The 14,938-nt window shown below is 67.9% G+C and carries 15 protein-coding genes; 11 read left to right on the forward strand and 4 right to left on the reverse strand.

Annotation, left to right across the window (positions count from 1 at the left end):
* Nucleotides 1–30 precede the first annotated feature (30 nt).
* The 3 genes from ON41_RS37300 to ON41_RS37310 all read left to right on the forward strand — a co-directional run bounded on the left by ON41_RS37300 (nt 31) and on the right by ON41_RS37310 (nt 2,311).
* Nucleotides 31–501 carry a GbsR/MarR family transcriptional regulator gene (locus ON41_RS37300; RefSeq protein WP_040754098.1) on the forward strand — a complete coding sequence of 157 codons (471 nt, stop codon included), beginning with the start codon at nt 31–33 and terminating at the stop codon, nt 499–501.
* 158 nt (nt 502–659) lie between these two features.
* Nucleotides 660–1,130, forward strand: coding sequence for a GbsR/MarR family transcriptional regulator (locus tag ON41_RS37305; protein ID WP_040754100.1), 471 nt, complete (start codon nt 660–662; stop codon nt 1,128–1,130).
* A complete protein-coding gene (locus tag ON41_RS37310) occupies nt 1,127–2,311 on the forward strand; it encodes an FAD-dependent monooxygenase (RefSeq protein ID WP_040754101.1) in 1,185 nt (394 codons plus the stop codon). The genes ON41_RS37305 and ON41_RS37310 overlap by 4 nt, the downstream gene beginning before the upstream one ends.
* Before the next feature lie 83 nt (nt 2,312–2,394).
* On the opposite strand, the gene ON41_RS37315 is transcribed toward ON41_RS37310, so the two are convergent.
* Complete coding sequence (locus tag ON41_RS37315) at nt 2,395–3,498, reverse strand: FAD-dependent monooxygenase (RefSeq protein ID WP_040754380.1); 1,104 nt, start codon at nt 3,496–3,498, stop codon at nt 2,395–2,397.
* A 207-nt stretch (nt 3,499–3,705) separates the two neighbouring features.
* On the reverse strand, nt 3,706–4,035 hold the full coding sequence (locus tag ON41_RS37320) for a helix-turn-helix domain-containing protein (protein WP_051163405.1): 330 nt from the start codon (nt 4,033–4,035) through the stop codon (nt 3,706–3,708).
* 163 nt (nt 4,036–4,198) lie between these two features.
* Here ON41_RS37320 and ON41_RS37325 point away from each other — a divergent pair, with 163 nt between their 5' ends.
* The 7 genes from ON41_RS37325 to ON41_RS37345 all read left to right on the forward strand — a co-directional run bounded on the left by ON41_RS37325 (nt 4,199) and on the right by ON41_RS37345 (nt 9,996).
* Entirely contained in the window at nt 4,199–6,205 is a 2,007-nt protein-coding gene (locus ON41_RS37325; RefSeq protein WP_040754102.1) for an APC family permease, read from the forward strand.
* Between the two features lie 89 nt (nt 6,206–6,294).
* Complete coding sequence (locus ON41_RS37330; protein WP_040754105.1) at nt 6,295–7,281, forward strand: potassium channel family protein; 987 nt, start codon at nt 6,295–6,297, stop codon at nt 7,279–7,281.
* Between the two features lie 209 nt (nt 7,282–7,490).
* Complete coding sequence (locus tag ON41_RS37335) at nt 7,491–7,937, forward strand: CBS domain-containing protein (RefSeq protein ID WP_040754107.1); 447 nt, start codon at nt 7,491–7,493, stop codon at nt 7,935–7,937.
* 46 nt (nt 7,938–7,983) lie between these two features.
* Nucleotides 7,984–9,276, forward strand: coding sequence for an ArsB/NhaD family transporter (locus ON41_RS37340; RefSeq protein ID WP_040754109.1), 1,293 nt, complete (start codon nt 7,984–7,986; stop codon nt 9,274–9,276).
* Between the two features lie 160 nt (nt 9,277–9,436).
* Nucleotides 9,437–9,568, forward strand: coding sequence for a hypothetical protein (locus ON41_RS43570; RefSeq protein ID WP_276325769.1), 132 nt, complete (start codon nt 9,437–9,439; stop codon nt 9,566–9,568).
* Complete coding sequence (locus tag ON41_RS40955) at nt 9,565–9,696, forward strand: ANTAR domain-containing protein (protein ID WP_083905917.1); 132 nt, start codon at nt 9,565–9,567, stop codon at nt 9,694–9,696. The genes ON41_RS43570 and ON41_RS40955 overlap by 4 nt, the downstream gene beginning before the upstream one ends.
* Before the next feature lie 45 nt (nt 9,697–9,741).
* The gene (locus ON41_RS37345; protein ID WP_040754112.1) at nt 9,742–9,996 is read left to right on the forward strand and encodes a hypothetical protein; all 255 of its coding nucleotides are present in this window, start codon (nt 9,742–9,744) and stop codon (nt 9,994–9,996) included.
* Nucleotides 9,997–10,182: 186 nt separating this feature from the next.
* Here ON41_RS37345 and ON41_RS37350 read toward each other — a convergent pair whose 3' ends face one another.
* Nucleotides 10,183–13,107: an ABC transporter permease gene (locus ON41_RS37350; RefSeq protein ID WP_040754113.1), complete on the reverse strand. Its 2,925-nt coding sequence runs from the start codon at nt 13,105–13,107 to the stop codon at nt 10,183–10,185.
* Nucleotide 13,108: 1 nt separating this feature from the next.
* Complete coding sequence (locus ON41_RS37355; protein WP_218003614.1) at nt 13,109–13,810, reverse strand: ABC transporter ATP-binding protein; 702 nt, start codon at nt 13,808–13,810, stop codon at nt 13,109–13,111.
* A 401-nt stretch (nt 13,811–14,211) separates the two neighbouring features.
* Between ON41_RS37355 and ON41_RS37360 the strand changes: the two genes are divergently transcribed.
* On the forward strand, nt 14,212–14,703 hold the full coding sequence (locus ON41_RS37360) for a Gmad2 immunoglobulin-like domain-containing protein (protein ID WP_040754383.1): 492 nt from the start codon (nt 14,212–14,214) through the stop codon (nt 14,701–14,703).
* Nucleotides 14,704–14,938 lie beyond the last annotated feature (235 nt).

Consider the following 14,938-nt stretch of genomic DNA (forward strand, 5'->3'; position numbering starts at 1 on the left):
ACTTGTTCGAGCTGTCTGTACTATAGGGGCATGGATTCCGAGCAGCGACTGCGAGATGCGGCCGAGCGGCTGGCTTTGACCCTGGCGCAGGGTGGGATGCAGAAGACGACGGCACGGGTGATGACCGCGCTGCTGTACACCGAGCAGGAGGCGATGACGGCGGCGGACCTGTGCGAGCGGTTGTCGATCAGCACCGGCGCGGTGTCGGCGGCGGTGAAGCAGTTGACGCAGTCGGGGATGATCGAGCGGGTACCGGCGCCGGGCAGTCGCCGCGAGCATTACCGCTTCCCGCATGGTGCGTGGGCGCGGTTGTACACCTATCAGAACGCCTTGTTGAAGACGATGCAGGATGCTGCGCAGGAAGGGCTCGATGCCGCCACCGACGGGGCCCCTTCCGTCGGTCGGCTGCGCGAGATGCAGGACTTCTACGGATACATGGCGGCCGAGATGCCCGCGCTCATCGAGCGCTGGCGCGAGCGTTACGACCCCGGCCGCGCCTGACTACAGCTCGGACTGAATCCCGGCGACCGGCAAAGTCTTTCGTGGTCATCGCCGTGCTGCCGCAGGTGCGCCCCCGGGGCGATCTCGTCGTGCTGAGAACCCCGTCTTGCTAGTTATTTCAGGACATGCTGAAATAACTAGCAAGAAGGAGGTGGCGTGTGACCGAACCTGGTGCCGGGCCGCTGTTGGAGTGGGTGGAGCGGGTGGTGGCGTACCTGACGCCGGAGATTCCTCCGGTGGCGGGGCGGGTGCTGGGCTGGCTGATGGTGTGCGACCCGCCCGAACAGTCCGCCGGTGAGATCGCCGACGCGATCGGCGCCTCCCGCGCCTCGCTGACCACGAGTCTGCGGCTGCTCATCGACGCCGGCTTCGTGTCCCGCATCCGCAAGCCCGGCGTGCGCACGGTGTTCTATCGCGTCGACGACAGCGCCTGGGCGCGGGTGGTGCAGCGGCAGATCGACGCGCTGGCGTCGTTCCGTGACATCACCACCGACGGTATGGCGCTGGTCGGCCCCGACGCCGGCCGCGCGAGCCGGTTACGCGCGGCGCACGACGTATTCACCTGGATGGCCGAGGTTTTCGCACAAGCGCCGCGGCCGCCGCATCCCGACAGCGAGGAGCAATCATGACCCGTACCGCAATCGTCATCGGGGGCGGGATCGGCGGTCTGGCCGCCGCGCTGGCACTGTCGCGCATCGGCTGGCACGCTACCGTGCTGGAGAAGGTTGCCGAAGTCGGTGAAGTGGGAGCGGGGCTGTCGCTGTCTCCCAACGCGTTCCGCGCGCTGGACGCGCTCGGCGTCGGCACGGCTGCCCGCGCGGTCAGTACGCCGACCGAGGCGACCGCGAATCTGCGGGTGCCCTCCGGCCGCTACCTCACCCGTGCCGTCGCCGGGCAAGCGTTGCCGCTGCGGGCTTTCCGGCGCGCGGCTCTGCACCGGCTGCTGTGGGACGCGGTACCCGACGGGTGGATCCGCACCGGCGAGGAAGTCACGGGTGTGCGGCACGACGGCGGCACGGCGACGGTGACGGTGACGCACACCTCAGGCGAGACCGCGGCCGATCTGGTGATCGCCGCCGATGGTATCCGCAGCACCGCCCGCCGCCTGGTGTGGCCCGAGGCACAGGGGCCACGGTTCCTGCACTACACCGCGTGGCTCGGACTCACCGACGGCGACCGGCTGCCGCCCGGCGAGGCCCGCACCGGAAGTATGACCATGGGCCCTCGCCAGTACTTCCTCATCCACCCGCTGCGGTCGGGACAGTTCTACTGGGCACTCGGCGCCCCTGCCGAACAACCCGGCGAGCGTACCGAGGACGAACTCGCACGCGCCCGGGCCCGGGTCGCCGGCTGGCACGACCCCGTCCCCGCCCTGGTCGACGCCACCCGCCCGGAAGACCTCCGTCGGGTCGACATTCACGATCTGCCGCCGCTGCGGACCTTTGTGCACGGCAACGTCGTGCTGCTGGGCGACGCGGCCCACGCCATGAGCCCCGACCGGGGCCAAGGCGCCGGGACAAGCCTCGAGGACAGTGTCGTCCTCGCCGCCGCGCTCGTCGGCACCGATGACATCGCCGCCGCGCTCGCACGATACGACCACGAGCGCCGCCGCCGCACCCAGTCGATCGCCCGCGGCGCGCGCCGCACCGGCCAGCAGACCGTCAACGGCGGACGACTCGGCCACCATCTGCTGACCGCCGCCCTGCGCGCGACCCCCTCCGCGCTGTGGCAACGCGCGACCGCACCGGACAGCAACTCCGTCTGGTCCTGGACGCCACCGGCTCTTCCCGCCACCGCACACGGGCAGTAACCACCGCAACGCACCGGTCCGATTGCCATCGTGGCCTACCTCGGCACGAAGCCCGACCGTCGCTGGCCGAGCGGGCGGGAGCATCAGCGGGGAAGCAGCCGCACCATGCCGTTTCGCAGCGCGACTCCTCCGGAGGTGGCCGGCACCAGGAACGCCTGCGCCGCCCGCACGCCCCGCTGCTTGCGCCCGACCACGCGGCGATGACGGCGCTCGTACCGGCGCAACGCTGTCGGCAGGTCGCCGGGTGCGGAGGTGAGTTCCTCGGCGAGGGTGCGGGCACCGATCATCGCGTTGGATGATCCGTCACCGAACAACGACACACACGACGCCGCGTCACCGACCAGCGTCACCGGACCCTGTGACCATCGCGGCAGCCGGACGCGGCTGACTGCGTCGCAGTACAGGTCCCCGGCCCGGCGGACACGATCGACAGCATCGGCGAAAACACCCGAATGCGTGGCGAATTGGGCGGCTACCAGCCGTTTGTGCAACGGCAGGTCCCGCGCGTCGAATCCCGCGACCGGCGCGTGGCGGAACATGAACACCACCCCGCCCGCGGGATGGGTACCCACCGTCCGGCCCGGCGTGCTGTAGAGCACCACGTCGTGTGAGTCGGTGCCGTAGTCGGCGAGTGGCAGTGTCGCCACGTACATGCCCAGATGCCGGACGAATCGGTCGTCCGGACCGAACGCCAGCCGCCGCACCGTCGAATGCAGGCCGTCGGCGCCGACCACCAGATCGAACCGGCCCGAACCACCCCCCGAAAACGTCACGTCCACACCACCGGCGTCGGTGGTGAGCGCGGTGACCGACTCGCCGAAGCGGACTGCCGCGTGCTCGCCGGCGGCGTCCAGGAGCGCCGCCGCCAGGTCGGCGCGCCCGACCTCCAACTCCCGATCACCCGCCGAACCCTGGAACGCCGACAGCCGCACCGCGGCCCGAGGCGCGCCGTCGGCGCCGACGAACACCAGCCGCCGCGCGCCGGTGGCGGCCTCGCGCAGCCGCGGCATGATCCCCATCGTCTCGGCTACCTCGACGGCCGCGCCTCGCACATCCACCGGGCTGCCGCTGGAACGCTGGGCGGTCGCCCGCTCGAGCACCGTAACGTCGAATCCGGCACGGCCCAACCAGAACCCGAGCGTCGCCCCCGCGATCCCCGCCCCGCTGACCAGCACCGACCTAACCACCGGAAGCACCTGCTCCGGCACACGACCCCAGTACCATCACGCCACCGCCGTTCCCGATCCGAGCCCGGGATCCCGCGAATTCGGGCCCGCGCTGCCGACCAGACTTCCCGGCACACCACCTGTAAAGATGCCGTAGAAACCGCGGCCGGAGCAAACACCGACAATGCCCCGGCAACGTCCGACACCACAGCGACTGCCAGGGTCGGGTCAGATGTCGTTGGCGGCCGCAGATTGCTCGAACAGCGCCGTCCACATCTCGATGCTCGACAGCGCCTCGACGATCCGCTGCCCTCGGCGAGTCAGCCGCACACTGTCGATGCCGGTCACCGGCACGTCCCAGCTGCCGTCCCGTTCGGTGGAGATCAACGCCTGCGACGCCAGCACCCGCAGGGCGTGCCCGAGCCCGCGGCGGGTGTGCACGACGGCGGACAACTCACTCGCGCATCGTGGCCCGCCCGACAAGGCGTCGAGTATCTCGACGACGTACCGGTGGCTGACCAGCTCGCGCAGGGTGTCCACATCGTGTGACCGCGTCACGGCTGCTTCCTGTCGGCTCCGCTCATCGGTGCCCGACCGTAGTAGGACACCGTGGGAGACACGCGTGTCCTCACGGCATCCTGGCGCCGCGGGCACCGATTCTTACGAAATCCATACGGTCGGCGACAGCATTGTTGATTTGTCACGTTTACGCTGATACGTCGTGGTTTCTCCATTGGACGTCGTCAAGCGTCTCGTTCTCGGCCGTCCGTTCCGTAGTGACCGGCTGGGGGAAACGCTGCTGCCGAAGCGGCTGGCGTTGCCGATCTTCGCCAGCGACCCGCTGTCGTCGGTGGCGTACGCCACGCAGGAGATCCTGCTGATCCTCACCCTCGGCGGGCTGGCGTATCTGCATCTGACACCGTGGATCGCGGCGGCGATCGTGGTGCTGCTGGCGGTGGTCGTGCTGTCGTATCGGCAAGTGGTGCAGGCGTATCCGTCCGGCGGCGGCTCGTATGAGGTTGTGGCGAAGAATCTGGGCCCGCTGCCGGGGCTGGTGGTCGCGGCGGCGCTATTGGTCGACTACGTGATGACGGTGGCGGTCTCCGTCGCCGCCGGTGTCGACAACATCATCTCCGCCGTCCCCGACCTCAATCCGTACCGGGTGGCGATCAACCTCGGCTTCATCGCGTTCCTGACCGCGATGAATCTGAGGGGAGTGCGGGAGTCGGGCCGTACGTTCGCTGTGCCGACCTACGCGTTCGTGGCGGGCGTACTGGTCATGATCGCTGTCGGACTGCTGCAGACCGTGTTCGGGCACGCGCCGGTGGCCGAGAGCGCGCACTACGAGATCCACGCCGAACAGGCCGGGCTCGGCACCGTCGGAGTGATCTTCCTGATGCTGCGGGCGTTCTCCTCCGGCTGCACCGCGCTGACCGGGACCGAGGCGATCTCCAACGGCGTGCCCGCGTTCCGTAAACCGAAGGCCCGCAACGCCGCATCGACGATGGCGGCGATGGGTGTCATCGCGATCACGATGTTCGCGGGTGTCACCGCGCTGGCGATGATCTCCGATACCCGGGTCACCGAGAACACCTGCGACATCACCGGATTCCCCGGCGACTGCAACAGCGACCCGCAACGCACCGTGATCGCTCAGATCGCGGCCGCGGTGTTCGGCGGCCACAGTATCGCCTTCTACTACCTGATGGTGACCACCGCGCTGATCCTGATCCTCGCCGCGAACACCGCCTACAACGGATTCCCGCTGCTGAATTCGATTCTGGCGCAACACCGGTACATGCCGCGCCAGCTGCACACCCGCGGCGACCGGCTGGCGTTCTCCAACGGCATCATCCTGCTCGCCGTCGTCGCCGGCCTCCTGATCTACGCCTTCGATGGATCCGCGACACGGCTGATCCAGCTCTACATCGTCGGCGTGTTCACCTCGTTCACCCTCTGCCAGGCCGGGATGGTGCGGCACTGGAACCGCGCACTCGCCCAAGCGGATTCACCACAGGAGCGCCGACGTCACCATCGTGCCCGTGCCATCAACGCGTTCGGGGCCTGTTTCACCGGTGTCGTCCTGGTCGTCGTGATGATCACCAAGTTCACCCACGGCGCCTACCTGGTCGTGGTCGCGATCCCGCTGCTCGTGGTGATCATGTACCTGATCCACCGCCACTACCTGGCCGTGCGGGCCGAGCTGGCCGTCGACGACCTCGACGCCGTCCTGCCCAGCCGCGTGCACGCGATCGTGCTGGTGTCGGGCTGGCACAAACCGACCCAGCGGGCCGTCCAGTTCGCCCGCGCCACCCACCCCGACACGCTCACCGCCATCACCGTCAACGTCGACGACACCGACACCCGTGAGCTGGCCCGGCAATGGGAGGACGCGGGCGTCCAGATTCCGTTGCGTGTCGTCGAATCCCCGTACCGGGAGATCACCCGCCCGGTCATCGACTACATCAAGCGGCTGCGCAGGGACCACCCCCGCGACGTCGTCAGCGTCTACATCCCCGAATACGTCGTCGGCCACTGGTGGGAGAACCTGCTGCACAACCAGAGTTCGCTGCGGCTCAAGGCCCGGCTGTTGTTCGTGCCCGGGATCATGGTCACCAGCGTGCCCTGGCAGTTGCGATCCTCGCACCGCCGCGACCTCACCAAGATCGAACACACCCCCGGAGAGATCCGCCGAGGAATCACCAGAGCGCCCGGCACTCACCGATAACCGGCTCCCGGTCCGCCACATCCGCCGTGGCCGTGTGCCGGGCGCGCGGACACCGGGCACGAGTAGCTCGGTGGTGCCAGAATCGTCGCGTGAGTCCGCTGCGGCGCCTGGCCCGGGTGATGGCGGCGTTCGTCGTGGTGACATCGGCGGGCACGGCTGGGTACCTGATGCTGGGATTCGGGTGGCTCGACGCGCTCTACCAGACGGTGACGACGATATCGACGGTCGGTTTCCGCGAGGTCCATCCACTCACACCGGTGGGCCAAATCTTCACCATGGCACTGATTCTGGTGGGCGCGGGCACCGTCTTCTACATGTTCGGGGTGCTGCTGGAGGCCCTCATCGATGGACATCTACGACACCGTCTGGAGCGGGGACGAATGAATCGGCAGATAGACCGCCTGCGCGGGCATGTCATCGTGTGTGGTTGGGGTCGGGTCGGACGCTCCACCGCGCAGTACCTCAGCAGCCTCGGCCGGTCGATCGTGGTCATCGATCGCGATCCGGAACGGCTCGACGGCATCGAGTTCCCCCACATCGTCGGCGACGTCACCGACGACAGCGTCCTCGGCGCGGCCGGCCTCGAACACGCCCACGCCATGATCGCCGCGCTCGACAGCGACGCCGACAACGTCTACGTGACGCTGTCGGCACGATCGCAACGCCCGGACCTGGTGATCGTCGCGCGAGCGGGCAGCGACAACGCGAAAGCGATCCTGCACCGCGCCGGAGCCGACCGGGCGATCAACCCGCAACTGATCGGCGGCCGCCGCATGGCGGCATTCGCGCTGCAGCCCAACGTCGCCGAGTTCCTCGACGTCGTCATGCACGACGACACCCTCGAATACCGGATCGAGGAGATCACCATCGACGCGCCGTCCCCGCTGATCGGCCGGTCCCTGACCGACACCGCGCTGAGGCCCAGCACCGGAGCGCTGGTACTCGCCCTGCGTACTCCCGAGGGCCGGTTCGTCGCCAACCCCGGCGACGACACCCGGATCACCACCGGCACCATCCTGATCGTCCTGGGCACACCCACCCAGCTCACCGCGGTCCGCGCCGTCGCCGTGAAATAGCCGCATCGGGATACCTCGACTTGCCTTCCCGAGGGCATTTGCGGCATCTTTACACCCAGGTGTGCCGGGAAGTCTGGTCGGCGAGTCGTGCCCGTGACCTCGGGCGACGACGGTCCGACCGACGAGAGGCGCCATGGTGACCGCAACCGGATCGATCTTGACGGATTCTCTACCGGTGATCACGCCCGCTCCGGCCGTATCCTGCGGGTATGCATGCTTCACAGATGGCCGAGGACTACCCGGTGGTCGGGATGGACACCGACGCGCTGGCCGCGGCCAGGTTGCTGGCCGAGCATCGGTTGCCGGGCATCGTCGTGACCGACGGAAAGGGCCGTCCGGAGGCGGTGCTGCCGGCGTCGCAGGTCGTGCGGTTCCTCGTCCCGACCTATGTGCAGGACGACCCGTCGCTGGCCGGGGTGCTGAACGAGTCGATGTGCGACCGGGTGGTAGCGAAGCTGCGGGGCAAGAAGGTCCGCGACGTCATCCCCGAGCGTTTGGTGAAAGTTCCCGCGGCCAAGGTCGACGACACGGTGATCGAGGTCGCGGCCCTGATGGCCCAGTTCCGCAGCCCGCTGGTGGCGGTGATGAAGGGCGGCGAGTTCGCCGGGGTGATCACCGCCTCACGGCTGCTGGAAGCCTCACTGCACAACAGCTGAATACGCCCGGTCACTGCCGGACCGCGCCCGGAGCGGGACGGGCGTCGTGACCGTCTCCGCGCTGGTCGCGGTGCTGGTGTTCGCCGCGGCCTATGTACTGATCGCGACCGAACGCATCCACAAGACCAAAGCCGCCCTCGGTGGCGCGGCGCTCGTGCTGGGCGTCGGCGTGGTCGGCTCGTCGGACATCTTCTTCTCCCACGACACCGGCATCGACTGGAACGTCGTCTTCCTGCTGTTCGGGATGATGATCATCGTCGGCGTGCTACGCCAGACCGGCGTCTTCGAATACACCGCGATCTGGGCGGCCAAGCGCGCCAAGGGATCTCCGCTGCGCGTCATGATCCTGCTCACCCTCATCACCGCCGTCGCCTCCGCATTCCTCGACAACGTCACCACCGTGCTGCTCATCGCGCCGGTCACGCTGCTGGTCTGCGAGCGCCTCGACATATCTCCGACACCGTTCCTGATCGCCGAGGTCCTCGCATCCAACATCGGCGGCGCCGCCACCCTCATCGGTGACCCGCCCAACATCATCATCGGCAGCCGGGCCGGGCTGGCGTTCAACGACTTCCTCGTCCACCTCACCCCGCTGGTGATCATCGAACTGATCGTGTTCACGCTGGTGCTGCCGTGGCTGTTCCGCGGCAGCTTCAGCGTCGACCCCGCCCGCGCCGCCGATGTGATGGCACTGGACGAACGCGAGGCGATCCGCGACCGCGGGCTGCTGGTCAAGTGCGGGCTCGTCCTGGTCGCGGTATTCGCCGGATTCGTCGGGCATTCGCTGTTCCACATCGACCCGTCGATCGTCGCGCTGCTGGGCGCCGGCGTACTGGTCCTGATCTCCGGTGTGCCGCAACGGGACTACCTGTCGGCGGTGGAGTGGGACACGCTGCTGTTCTTCGCCGGACTGTTCGTGATGATCGGAGCACTGGTGAAAACCGGTGTCATCGAACGCCTTTCCCGCTTGGCGGTGGACGCGACCGGCGGTAACGCGCTGGTCGCGACGATGCTCATCCTGATCGTGTCGGCGGTACTGTCCGGAGTGATCGACAACATCCCTTACGTCGCCACGATGAGCCCGCTGGTGGCCGAACTGGTCGGCGGAATGGACCAGCACGCGAACGCCCTGTGGTGGGCGCTGGCCGTCGGCGCCGACTTCGGCGGCAACCTCACCGCCGTCGGCGCCAGCGCCAACGTCGTCATGCTCGGCATCGCCAAACGCGCCGGCACCCCGATATCGTTCTGGGAATTCACCCGCAAGGGCGCGGTCGTCACCGCGATCACCATCGCCGTGGCCGCACCGTATCTGTGGCTGCGCTACTTCACATTCGGGTAACCGCCGCCGTCATCGGGGGTCCTGCTCCTCGGCGTTCACGTCTCGCCGGTTCCGGCGGCGCAGCAGCAACACCACACCGAGAAAGGCAACGACCACTACCGGAGCTATCAGCTCGGACACCCGCTTACCGTACCGCTGCGACACGGGCTCAATCAGGTGTTTGCTGTCTCGTAGAGGCGTTCACGAACGCATCGCGATCACCACAACCGGCCACTACCACCGCACCCTCGATACCGCCGAAGAAGCCGTCGTCGAGGAAGCGCTGCCCGAGGTGGTCGCCACCGCGCGATGATCGAGCAGACCACAGGCGTGTTGATACGGATGTACGGCGTCACCGCCGAGCAGGCGTTCAAGGTGCTGGTCCGATGCTCCCAGGAGACCAGCACCACACCGCGCCTCGCGTACTGCACGACGACATGACAGGGCCTCGACGACGAACAGGCCGGACAAGGCTACGTTCGGGATGTGGAACTGGCGTTGAATCCGCCGGAACTCGCGTCTGCCGGCGACACCGGTCTGGTGCTCGATGTGGTCGAGGTCGGCCTCACCGAACCCGCCATTACCGGCCACCCGTACCGGCGGCTGGCGGACGGCACCGTCTACCAGGTCCCCGAACCACTGACCGTCGACATCGCGGCCGAAGGATCGGTGCCGCCGGACCGGGCGGCCATGCCGCTGTCGGAATGGCTGCAACGTCGGGCGGACGAGGCAATCGGATAGCCCGCCTTCGAACAGTATCCAGTCGTGAATTCCGGTAAGCCCCGGGTGTATCCGGTGATCTCGACGCACCGCTATGACGCTGGCTGTGCCGGGTGAAATTGTCGTGAGCCCACTGGAGTTTCGTTCCTTCCGACCGGCGTTCCCACGGATGTCCGAGACTTTTGTGGCCGGACGGCCCGAACTTGGTTACGTCGCGACCCGCACGGCCAGGGCGGGCTGGATGGCGGCGGCCCGGCGGGCGGGGCCGACCGTCGCTGCCAGCGATGCGAGCAGAGTCGTCCCTGCGATGACGGAGATCACCAGCCACTCGATCGGGAAACCGGCTTGGAAGCCTTGGAGGGCTCGCCCATTCGCGTACATCATCCACATCGTCGCGGTACCGAGCAGCGATCCGAGCACAACGCCCTCCGTCGCGATGATGCCGCTTTCCAACAGGAACGAGCGAGCCAGGGTGGCGGCTCGGAAACCGAGCGCGCGAAGGACACCGATGGTGCGGCGTCGTTCGTGGACCGCGCGTACCATCACGACGCCGAGACCGGTGATGCCGATCAGCAGGCCGAGTGCGAGGAAACCCTGCATGAGCCGGAAGAACGCGGTATTGGCGGCGAAAAGCTTGCGAAGGTTCGCTTCGATCGGAGTCGCCACCAGGCTCGATGCGATGTGAGCGGCCTGGAGGGTGGCGGCGAGCCGGACGGCATCCGTCCCCGGAGCCGCGCGCAGCAGCGCACCGGTGACCCGGGCGTTCTCGCCGAACGTCGTCGTTACGGAATGTTCGCTGGACACGACGGGCCATGCCCTGCCACCGTCGCCCGTGGCCGGGTAGAACATCATGCCGTTCGACAGCACGCCCGCGATCGTGACGGTAGTGCTGCGGCCGGTCGCCGGGTCTCGAAGAGTGAACTGGTCCCCGGGTGCGAAGAACCTCCCCGCCGGCCCACCGCTACTGCCGAAGTAGGCGTCCACGGCAACGTAGGCCGGGTTCGCGGCGATCGCTGCCCAGACGGCTTCGTCGGTGTCCAGGCCGGGCAGCCGGTCGGTGAACTTCATGCCCGCCAGACTTCCGTCGGGGACACCGATGGCGACGGCGCGGAGCGGCTCGGCAGAGCGGCGACCGGGGTCGGTGGCGAGTGCGGGCGCAGAGGTCAGTTCGGTGACCTCGGTGAGGGCGTCGTCGCGGCGCAGCGCGTCGACGGTTCCCCGCGCTTGCTCAGGATTCAGGTCCACTCGGATCGCGTAACCGGCGCTGGACTCCGCGACGGTCTTGTCCAGGCCGGTCTCGAAGATGGCGCTCATCTCGACGAGCATGACGAGAACCATCGTGATCAGCGTGTACATCACCAGTGTCGCGCCGGTGCGGAGCGGCCTCGCGAGGGGATAGGCGGCGGCGAGGTGCAGGGCCAGTCCGGTGTCGGACGGCCGCTCGAACACGCGGCGCAGCGGTGCGAGCAGCACGGCCTGGTTCACACTCAGGACGGCCACCGCCGCGAACGCGACCAGGCTGCCCTGCACGATGTATGCCGCCATCGACGGAGTGTCCAGAATCGCGGGACGGACGAGGTTCGCGGCCAGTCCCCAGGAGGCGACGAATCCGCCCACGAGCGTGATCGACCATCGGTGCCCCAGAGAGCGATTCAGGACGGGCAGGAGCAGAACGGCCGCCGCCGACGGCAGCAGATAGGTGAGCACCGGATCACTGGCCGCGACCACGGGAACCGCCGCGGTAGCGACGACTGCCGCCAGGACAGCCGCCATCGGTGCGGCGTAGCGGTGCGCGCGCCTGACGGGTGAGCGGGGCAGGTCCCGGATCGCGGCGATGATGTTGAACCGGCTGATCCGGACGCTGATCAGCAGGATCGCCGAACCGGCGATCACCACACCGAGCGCGCACCCGTTGATCAGACTCGTCCGCGTCACGGCGAAATGAAGGTCCATCGTCGAGCCGTCCGCGGACCAGGAACTGAATATCTTCGCGGCTATCGCCGACACCGCCCAGCCGACGGCGATCCCGAGGGCGGCGCCGGGGATCACGGAGACAGCGGCATAGCTGGCTCCCTCCACGGCGAAGGTGCCCACCAGTGTCGATCGGGTCATCCCGACCGCCCGCAGAATGCCGAGCTGTGCCTTCCGCTCATCGGCCAGCATCACGAAGATGTTCATCACCAGCAACGCACCGGCGATGATGCTGAAACTGCCGATCATGAGGAACAACGCACCGAGGACGGCCGCGGTCTCCTGCGCCGCATCGAGAACGGTACGTTTCGGCGCTTCGATCATCACGTGATCGGCCACCGGCCCGAGAGCGGTCCGTATCGCGTTCAGGGCCGCGTCCGTGTGGCCGGCGCCGGTCTCGACTCCGCCGGCGTTGGACACGAACGTCACCGCCTTCGGCGCCGTATGCGCGGCCTGCGCCGCGGCGGTCAGTGTGCCGGGCGCGAGGAATACGTTGCGATTGGTCGTCGCGCCCAGCCCGACACCGGCGAGGCCGTGTTCCGGAACGACGCGGTCGACGACGAGATCGCGAGGGCTCCCGTACAGATAGAGGGTGAGCGAATCACCGGGAGCGAGATCCAGTGCGGCCGCGAGCGGTTCGTTGACCACGACCCGATCCGGCGAAGGATTCGCTCCCGCCAGCCCGGACGGCGCCGCGGCCGCACCGAACGCCTCGGCTGCCGGCAGGTCGAGATCCCATGCGAGCACCCGCGGTTCCGCGAGGTCACCGCCGACATCGTGGGCCACCGCCGCGGCCTGATCGGCATGACCGCTGAGGACGCCATCGAACAGCGGGTCTCCCGCGATGCCCGACAGTCGCGCCGCGACTTCGTCACCCACGGCCGCACTGGTGGTCAGGACGCGCTCGTCCACCGATCCGAGGGTGTCGTAGGCCTGCCGGCGGACGGACATGTCGAGCGTGTCGCCCACGACCAGAGCCGCCACGATGATCGCGATTCCCAGCGTGCAGCCCACCACGGTGAGCACCGCCTCGGTTCGCCGCCGGGCGATCTGGCGAACGGCCAACCGCCGCGGGACACGCCGGCCGAAGCCGATCGCCGCGACGAATACGGCCACGATGCCGAACAGAGTCAGCAGCGGGGCGACCAGGTTCGGATACATGTCACCCCACCGGCACCCGCTGTACGGTGTCGGAGACGATTCGCCCGTCGCGCATCGTCACCAGCCGTTGGACACGGGCACCGATCGACGCGTCGTGCGTCACGAGGAGGATGGTCTGGCCCTCCGCGCGGTTCAATTCGAACATCAGGTCCATCACCTGTTCCGCCATCGTCGAGTCGAGGTTGCCGGTCGGCTCGTCCGCCCACACGATCGCGGGCCGGGCGACGAGAGCACGCGCGATCGTGACTCGTTGCTGCTCACCGCCCGACAGTTCGTTCGGACGGAAGTTCAGCCGATGACCGAGCCCGACCCGGTCGAGCATCGCCGCCGCCCGCCTGCGTGCCTCGGCCGCCCGCGTGCCGCCCAGCAGTAGCGGCAACTCGACGTTGTCGGCGACGGTGAACACGGGGATCAGGTTGTACGCCTGGAACACGAATCCCATGGAGCGAGCGCGATGTCGTGTTCGTTCCGCGTCCGACATCGCGAACAGGTCACGACCTTCGATCTCCACGCGACCCGCGTCGATGTCGTCCAGACCGGACAGGCAATTGAGCAGTGTCGTCTTACCGGAACCGGAAGGGCCCATCACCGCGACCATCTCACCCGCCTGGACGGCAAGGTCGAGATCGCGCAGCGCGTGGACGGACACGGTTTCGCTGCGATAGATCTTCTGCACGCCGGTGGCTTCGAGAATCGTGTGCACGTCTGCCAGTCAAGTCCGCACTGTGCGGCCCGCACAGGGTCTAATGGACCGAGTGCGAGAGGTCATGTGCCCGCCCGGCGGGCGCAGGCCCGGAAATCGGTGTCGGCGCCCGGATTCGGCTACAACGGGCCCACTCGCAGGCCGTGCGGCAGGGGCTTTCGTTGTGGTTCGCAGCGACCTTCGGCGGATTCCCGTGAATTCAGGGCGGCGAAGCTGAGGGTGCCCGAACCGTGTGGCTTGCCGGGGAAGCGGGTTCCCTGCGGGCTCTGGACTGGCGTCGCTGTCCGATGCGACGGTTAACCCTAAGTGTGACAACGGTATTCGCATCCGCTGCGCCGAGAACGCGTACGCTAGACGTGGGTCGAGTTGCCGGGCAACTGCGTGTGATCGGAGGGACGATCATGACCGTCGATGTGCAACAGCCACGGCCGTATGATCTGGTGAGCGACCGGATTCAGATCGCGGGGGTGGCAGGCGGTGCCTTCGAAGCGAATTTCAACTACCGGATCACCGAGGGGCACGACGAGATAACCGGATTCTTCATGGCCGGTGACGGCGCCGGGGGACACGGTCAGTTCCAGATCGTCGTCGATGTCGCCGAGGCCGGGTTCCTGCTCAGCCGGATCTTCATCGACGTCTTCCACGCCTCGGTGAAGGACGGCACCGAACTCGACAAGGTCGTCGTGCCCGTTGTGCTCGGGTCGAAGATCGTGCCGGGTTACCGCGTGTACATCGAACACACCGTCGCCGAGGGCGAGACGCTGTGGTCGATCGCCAAGCGTTATTACGGCTCCGGAAATCTGTACTACCGCCTGGTCGCGGCGAACCCCGTCACGATCACCAATCCGAACCTGATCCGCGCGGGAGACGTGATCAAGGTGCCGCAGACGTGAGGCGGCCAGGCTCAGGCTGTGCGTGTGGTGTTTCTCGTAGGGTCGGGTCGTGCCGACATCCTGGTGGGCGCCGCTGCCGTGCGTCGGGCCGGCTGTCGGTAGTCCAGGAGCGTGCGCCGGTAGAGGGTGATGTGGTCGCGGGCCGCGCCGTTTCATGACGTTCGTCCCCGCGGGTGCGGGACCACCGGATCTGCCGCCGAATCGGGCTCGATTCGACGCTGGAAGGTGGTTTCCG

The organism is Nocardia transvalensis NBRC 15921, assembly GCF_000308875.1.
GTDB classification, from domain to species: domain Bacteria; phylum Actinomycetota; class Actinomycetes; order Mycobacteriales; family Mycobacteriaceae; genus Nocardia; species Nocardia transvalensis.

Excerpts from the sequence above, each read along its gene's own strand:
- ON41_RS37300 (WP_040754098.1), top strand. The coding sequence starts at position 31 with ATGGATTCCGAGCAGCGACTGCGAGATGCGGCCGAGCGGCTGGCTTTG.
- ON41_RS37310 (WP_040754101.1), top strand. The coding sequence starts at position 1,127 with ATGACCCGTACCGCAATCGTCATCGGGGGCGGGATCGGCGGTCTGGCC.
- ON41_RS37335 (WP_040754107.1), top strand. The coding sequence starts at position 7,491 with ATGCATGCTTCACAGATGGCCGAGGACTACCCGGTGGTCGGGATGGAC.
- ON41_RS40955 (WP_083905917.1), top strand. The coding sequence starts at position 9,565 with ATGATCGAGCAGACCACAGGCGTGTTGATACGGATGTACGGCGTCACC.
- ON41_RS37350 (WP_040754113.1), bottom strand. The coding sequence starts at position 13,107 with ATGTATCCGAACCTGGTCGCCCCGCTGCTGACTCTGTTCGGCATCGTG.
- ON41_RS37360 (WP_040754383.1), top strand. The coding sequence starts at position 14,212 with ATGACCGTCGATGTGCAACAGCCACGGCCGTATGATCTGGTGAGCGAC.